The sequence below is a fragment of the Myxococcus vastator genome (genome assembly GCF_010894475.1).
GTDB classification, from domain to species: domain Bacteria; phylum Myxococcota; class Myxococcia; order Myxococcales; family Myxococcaceae; genus Myxococcus; species Myxococcus vastator.
Window position 1 is genome coordinate 1 of sequence record NZ_JAAIYB010000462.1, and the last position, 6403, is coordinate 6403.

5 protein-coding genes are annotated in these 6403 nt (G+C 72.2%); all 5 read left to right on the forward strand.

Annotation, left to right across the window (positions count from 1 at the left end; genetic code table 11):
* Window positions 1-513: alpha/beta fold hydrolase (locus G4D87_RS31350; RefSeq protein ID WP_163786368.1), on the forward strand; the 513-nt coding region annotated here is incomplete at its 5' end.
* Between the two features lie 40 nt (window positions 514-553).
* On the forward strand, window positions 554-2161 hold the full coding sequence (locus tag G4D87_RS31355; RefSeq protein WP_163786369.1) for a sensor histidine kinase: 1608 nt from the start codon (window positions 554-556) through the stop codon (window positions 2159-2161).
* Between the two features lie 140 nt (window positions 2162-2301).
* Window positions 2302-2904, forward strand: a complete 603-nt coding sequence (locus tag G4D87_RS31360) for an RNA polymerase sigma factor (RefSeq protein ID WP_163786370.1) — start codon at window positions 2302-2304, stop codon at window positions 2902-2904.
* Entirely contained in the window at window positions 2901-5897 is a 2997-nt protein-coding gene (locus G4D87_RS31365; protein WP_163786371.1) for a CHAT domain-containing protein, read from the forward strand. The genes G4D87_RS31360 and G4D87_RS31365 overlap by 4 nt, the downstream gene beginning before the upstream one ends.
* 96 nt (window positions 5898-5993) lie before the next feature.
* A complete protein-coding gene (locus G4D87_RS31370) occupies window positions 5994-6182 on the forward strand; it encodes a hypothetical protein (protein ID WP_163786372.1) in 189 nt (62 codons plus the stop codon).
* Window positions 6183-6403: the final 221 nt, after the last annotated feature.

The window sequence follows — 6403 nt, forward strand, 5'->3', positions numbered from 1 at the left end:
ATTCAGCGATTCGTGCTGGTGGGGCACAGCCTGGGCGGGGCCGTCTGCGTGGCCTACGCGGGGGCGCATCCGGACCGCGTCGCGGGGCTGTTCCTCCTCGACCCGGCCTCGGACGGACGTGCGATGCCAGCGGAGCAGGTCCAGGGCTTGATGGCGCTGCTGGAGACCGAGGCCTGGAGCGCGGTGGTGCAGGAGGCGTGGGCGCCCATGCTGGCGCCGTCCCGGCCGGAGGTGCGCGAGCGGGTGTTGTCCGGGCTGCGCGCCACGTCCCAAGAGGGCGTCCGGGGCGGACTGGGCGCCCTGCTGGACTTCGACCCCGTGACGCCGCTGCGGCGCTACTCGGGGCCGCGTCTGTCGGTGGTGACGGCCTTCAACGAGGCGCCGGGCTCGTATCACCACCTGGTGCCGGAGCTGCCGCACGCGAAGGTGGAGGGCACGGGACACTGGGTGCAGCTCGACGCGCCGGATGAGGTGAACCGGCTGCTGGATGGCTTCCTGGCCACGGTGCGCTGAGCGCGCGCGTTCGCCGCGCGTAATCTGTCACAGTACGAGCATGGGGCCCTTGTTCGCCTACAGCCTCGTGCCTGTCCTCTCCGTGTCGCTGCTGCTGTTCTTCACGGCCGCGCTCCGGGGGCACAACGCACGAGGCCTGGCGCTCTACTGTCTGGCGACCGCGGGGTGGACGGGCGCGCTGCTGCTGCTCTGCATCCCGTCCATGGCGTGGGTGGGGGAGCGCTTCGTGGCGGGTGGGGCCTTCATCGCGGCGGCGTACCTGCACGCCGCCTATGACGTGACCCGGCAGCGCTCCTACCGGTTGGTGGTGCTCGCGTACTGCGTGGCGGTGGGGGTGACGGGCCTTGGCGCGTTCCTCCCTGGCGTCCTGCACGGGCCGCTGGCGATGGGACGCGGTCCCCTGTTCTGGCCCGCCATGGTGCTCGCCGTGGCGGCGGCGAGCGTGCCGCTGGTGCAGTTGTCGCGCGCGTATCGCGGCGAAGCGCCCGAGCGACGGCCCATCCTCCTCGGCCTGGGCATCGCCGGGCTGCTCGCGTACCTGGGCAGCATCGGCAACGCCCTGTTGTTGTCGGGCGGGTACGCGTTGCCGTTCGGCATGTATCTGGTGCTGGCGGCGCTGCTGGTGCTGGTGCACGTCATCAATGCCCATCAGCCGGCCGCGGACCGGCGGCTGCTCGAACGCAGCCTCGTCTACTCCGCGGTGGCGGCGGTGTTGTCCGCGGGCTTCCTCTTTGGCGTGCTGACGCTGCTGTCGGGCAGCGGCCAGCCCTTCCTCACCGAGTACCGCGTCGGCGCCTTCTTCCTCCTGGCCCTGGCCGCGCTCGCGTTCGAGCCCGTGAGGCAGGCGCTGCAGGCCTGGCTGGGGCGCCGGCTCCTCAAGGGCCGGGCCTCCAGTGACGACCTGGCCGCGGCGCTCGCGCGCGAGGAGGCACGCGCGGACCACTCCGCGCGGCTGGCGGAGCTGGGCCAGTTCACGTCCGCGGTGGCCCACGAGGTCCGCAATCCGCTGGGCGTGCTCGCCGCGCACCTCAAGCTGCTGGAGCGAAGGGGCGGGGACCCGGACACGGTGGCGGCCATGCGGGAGCAGATAGAGCGCGCCAGCCACTTCGTGGACGAGCTGCTGCGCTACGGCCGCCCGCGCCCGCTGGACCTGCGCCGCGTGGATGTCTCCGCCACCGTCGCGCTGGCGTACTCCACCGCGCGGCAGGGGCTGGGCTCGCTCGCGCCCGACGTCTCCTTCGAGTCCGAGCAGGACGCCTCGCTCACGGTGGAGGCCGACCAGTCCCAGCTCTCACAGGTGATGGTCATCCTGCTGGAGAACGCCCTGCTCGCCCTGGGAGACGTGCCCGCACCGCGCCTCCGGACGTCCATCGAGCAGGCGAACGGCCGGTTGCTCGTCCGGGTGGAGGACAGCGGGCCCGGCATCCCGCCGCAGCTGCTGCCCCGACTCTTCCAGCCCTTCGTGACGGGTCGCAAGCGCGAGGGCCCTCGGCCCGGGACGGGGTTGGGGCTGGCCATCGCGCGAGGCATCGCCGAACGGCATGGCGGACGTTTGAGTGCGGGGCGCTCGGAGGCCCTGGGAGGCGCGGCGCTGACGTTGGAATTGCCCGTGGCGCAGCCCGCGTCGCTTTCCGCCGCGCTGGCCTGACGCTCGCGCATCCCTGACCCGCGGGGCGGCAGGGCTGTCCGTGAGCGAGCGCAACTTGCTGCGATTAAGTTTGCTTCACGACGGCCTTCCAAGGATTGCCCCGGACTCCGTTTCGAGAGGCGTGGAAGGAGGCCGAGTCGATGAGCGGCCAATGCATTGCCACAGTCATTCGGATTCCTGTGGCCTACAGTACGGATGTGCATCCCGACGGGTTCGAGGAGTTCGCTCATCGTGTCAGGCCCATGCTGTTGGCCCTGGCGAGACGGTTGTGCGGTCAGGGAGGCATTGATCCGGAAGACCTGGTGCAGGAGGCGCTCACGCGCGGACTGCTGCATCACGGAGCACTCGCCGCGCAGCCGGAGCCCGTCTACAGGGCGTGGCTGTGTCGGGCGATGACCAATCACTTCCTCGACCAGTGCCGCAAGCGGCGCTCGGAGCTGCTGGAGCAGGACCGTCCAGAGCTGCGGCTGGTGCGCGAGGGCGTGGCGGCCCCCGAGCCGGAGGCCAGGGAGGCCTGGGAGCACATCTCGGAGAAGGACTTCCAGGCGGCCATCGCCCAACTGCCAAATCCCCGGGTGCGTGAGGCGTATACGCTGCATGCCTCGGGGATGCGCTACCGCGCCATTGCCCTGCGCATGGGGGTCCCCGAAGGCACCGTGGGGAGCTGGCTCTATCAGGCACGCAAGGAGTTGAAGGCGCTGCTGCTGCCGCTCACGGGGAGTGACGGGGGAGGCAGCGCGTGATGGGGACGCTCTGCAACAGGTTGTCCCTCTTCCTGGATGGCGAGCTGCCGCCCGTGGACGAGGAGAACTTCCGGCATCACCTCGCCCGCTGTGACCCCTGCGCCTCGGGTCTGCACGAGGCCATGCAACTGGAGCTGCTGGGCTTCCATGTGATGGGAGACCCGCGGGCATGGGCGCAGGAGCAGGAGGAGGCGTCCGAGCCCTGGATGGCAACCGAGGTCCCCAAGGCACGTGACCCGGCGGTCGTGCCGGGGCGCCCTCACTGGCGATGGGCCCCGTTCGCGGTGGGCGCCGTGGCGGCGGCCATCGTCCTGGTCCTCGGCGTCAAGAGCGCCGACGTGCGGGGTTCCCAGCAGGAGGTCTGGCTCGAGCGGACGCCGTCGCGGCTCATCGAGGCGAGGGTGGCCTACGCCCGCGCGGACGGACACCGGCCCTACGTTCCCCTGCGCGCGGGTGTAGGTGGCCCTCCGAGCGGGGCTGGCGTGGCGTTGCCGCTCCGGGCGCTGGCGGACTTGGAAGACCAGGGGGACCTGCACGGCATCGCCGCCGCGTACCTGGTCCGCAAGGACCTGCGGCAGGCCTCCGACTTCCTCCACCGGATGGCGCCGTCGCCAGACCGGGACAGCGACCTGGCCATCGTCGCGTTGGAACAGGGGCATCCGGAAGCGGCGCTGGCGCTGCTGGACGGGGTGTTGCGGCAGGCGCCCGAGCACGCCCAGGCGCGGTGGAACCGGGCGCTGGTGCTGCGGGAGATGGGGCTGACGCTGCTGGCCGCGGAGGCGTTCGACGCGGTGGGGAAGCGCGGTGAGCCGGGCTGGAGCGAAGAGGCGCGGATCCGCGCGCGCGCGCTCCGGCAGCAGACGCAGGCGCGGGGCCGGGCCTGGAAGGGGGCTCGCGCGGCGGTGCGGGACCTGATGGTGGACGCGCAGGCGCGGCTGCCGCTGGAGGAGGCGAAGCGCTTTCCCGGCATCGTCCGGCTGGCGTTCTACGACGCGGTGCGGGCCGCGCCGTCACGGGAGTGGGTCCTGCGACTGCTGCCGCTGGCGGACGTGTTGGATGGCGTCCAGGGCGGCGAGGTGCTTCGCGGCTACGTGCGGCGCGTGGCGGAGCGGGACTTCAACCGCCGCGCGCCCCTGGCGGCGGACTACGCGAAGCTCGTGCGGGGCGAGCTGGCCTCACCGGCGCGCTTCCTGGAGACGCTGCGGCGCTCGGGCGAGGATGACCTGTACCTGGGCGGGCTCATCAATCAGACGGCGGGCGCGCGCCACCTGGAGGACTTCACGCGGCTGGCCCGCGAGGCGGAGGACCCCTGGTTGTCGCTGCTGGCCGAGCGAGAGCTGGCGGGCGCAGAGGAGCGCGCGGGGGAGTGGTGGAAGGCGGAGGCGCGGCTCCGCGCGGCCGTGGCGGCCTGCCAGGGCAAGGGGCTGTCCTACCGCTGCGCCACGCTGAAGAAGCGGCTGTCGGACCTCTATCTCGCGCTCAACCGCCCGGCGGAGGCCTTCGAGCAGGCGTGGAGCGGCTGGCTGGCGTCCCGGGAGCTGGAGGAATGGGAGCTGGAGCAGCAGTTCCTCCAGGAGCTGGCGCACATCGCTCGCTACCGGATGGACGTCACCAGCGCGCGCGCCTACCTGCGCGAGTCCCTGGCGCGAACGCCCGACGCCTGCGAGCAGCGCACCTACGTGCACCGCAACCTGGCCTACCTGTCGTGGCTGGAGTTCGACGCGCACGAGGCGCGAAGCGAGCTGGAGCTGGCGCAGGAGTGTGGCCGGCCGCTGGGGCTGCCCGGCGCGCTGTTGCTGTCGTACCTGGCGCGCTTCGGCGCGGACAGTCAGGACGCGGACCTGTTGCGCCGCACCCTGGCCGAGTTGCACCGCGGGCAGCCTTCACCGGGCAAGCTCGCGCAGATGCGCTTCGCCGAGGGGCAGTTCGTCCTGGAGCGCGCGCGCGCCACCGGGCTGGAGCTGCTGCGCGGCGCCATCCAACAGGCGGAGGCCCTCCCCAACGACGTGGACGCGCGCAAGACGCGCATGGGGGCCTACAACGTCCTGGCGCACGACGCGGGCCGCGCGGACGCTCCAGGTGAGGCCCTGTCGCTCATGGGCGCCGCGCTCCAGGTGGAGGTCCCCGGGCGGTGCGTGCTGGGCGTCGCCGTGGACTACGAGCGCTCGGTGGTGGCGCTGCGCGGCGCCACGGGCGAGCTGCGGGGACACTTCGACGCCAGCCGCGCGGAGCCGCTGGGACGAGACGCGTCCGGGCTGGTGCCTCCCTCGCTCCAGGCCGCGCTGCGGGGCTGCGAGCGGGTGGACGTGCTCGCGCTGCCGCCGGTGCATGGCCTGCGGGGACTGCTGCCCGCGGACCTCGCCTGGAGCTACCGCGTGGGGCGGCCCGGAGGCGCGGCCCCCGTGCCGGCGCATGGCAGCGGGCCGCACCTGGTGGTCAACGGGGTGGAGGCGCCCGCGTCGCTGGGCCTGCCGCGGTTGCCGCCGCTGGCGTCGCGGCACGCGCCGGACCCGCGGCGAATCGAGCTGTCGGGCATGCAGGCCACGCCGACGCGGGTGCTGGCGGCGATGGCGCGGGCCAGCGAGGTGGAAATCCACGCGCACGGCGCCTTCAGCCCCGAGATGTCGGACGCCTCGCTGGTGGTGCTGGCGCCTGAGACAGACGGCCGATACGCGCTGTCCGCCCCCCAGGTCCGCGCGCTGAAGCTGGAGCGCGCGCCGCTCGTGCTCCTGGCAACGTGTAGCGCGGCCCGGGCCACGCCCTTCCTTCATGAGTCCTTCAGCCTGCCGGTGGCCTTCATCGAAGCCGGCGCGGCCACGGTGCTGGCCTCCACGGCGGAAATCCCCGACTCGGCGGGGCGCTTCTTTGAAGCGGTTCGCGAGCGCATCCGGAGCGGCGCGCCGGCGGCCCTCGCGCTCCGCGACGAGCGGCGCACCTGGCTGGCGGCCCACCCCTCCGCGGACTGGGTCCACGGCATCCTCCTCTTCGAATGACGGCCAAGGAATCCGACTCGGTGCGTAGTACCGGGGCGGAGGCGGGGGAGACGGCATGCCGCCGGACCCCGCCGGTGCCGCGCAGAGGGGGATGCGATGGTGAAGAAGCTCTCGAAGAAGTCGAAGCGCGACGGGGCGGTGGTGAGCATCAACCCGCATGACCCACCGCCGGAGCCCACCCCGGGCCTGACGGCGCACCCGCCGTTCTCGGCGAGGATGTCCGTCGTTCCGTCCGTGAATACGGCGTCTCACCCGGACGGCTCGGACAGCGCTCGCCGTAAATAAGTGGCAGTTTTCCGGATTGTCCTGAATCGCGTCGGCGATACAGGTTTCACGGGGCGCCTCCAGTCGGGGCGCCCCGGATTTTTTTGAACAGAATGCACAAGAAAAAGGGCTGGGTCCGTATTTGAGATTGAGGGGGCGTTGGTCGCGAGCCCCCGAGAAGAGGGGGGAGCAGATGTTTCGTGGTGACGCGTGGGGCCAAGGGGATGCGAGCGGTATCTGGG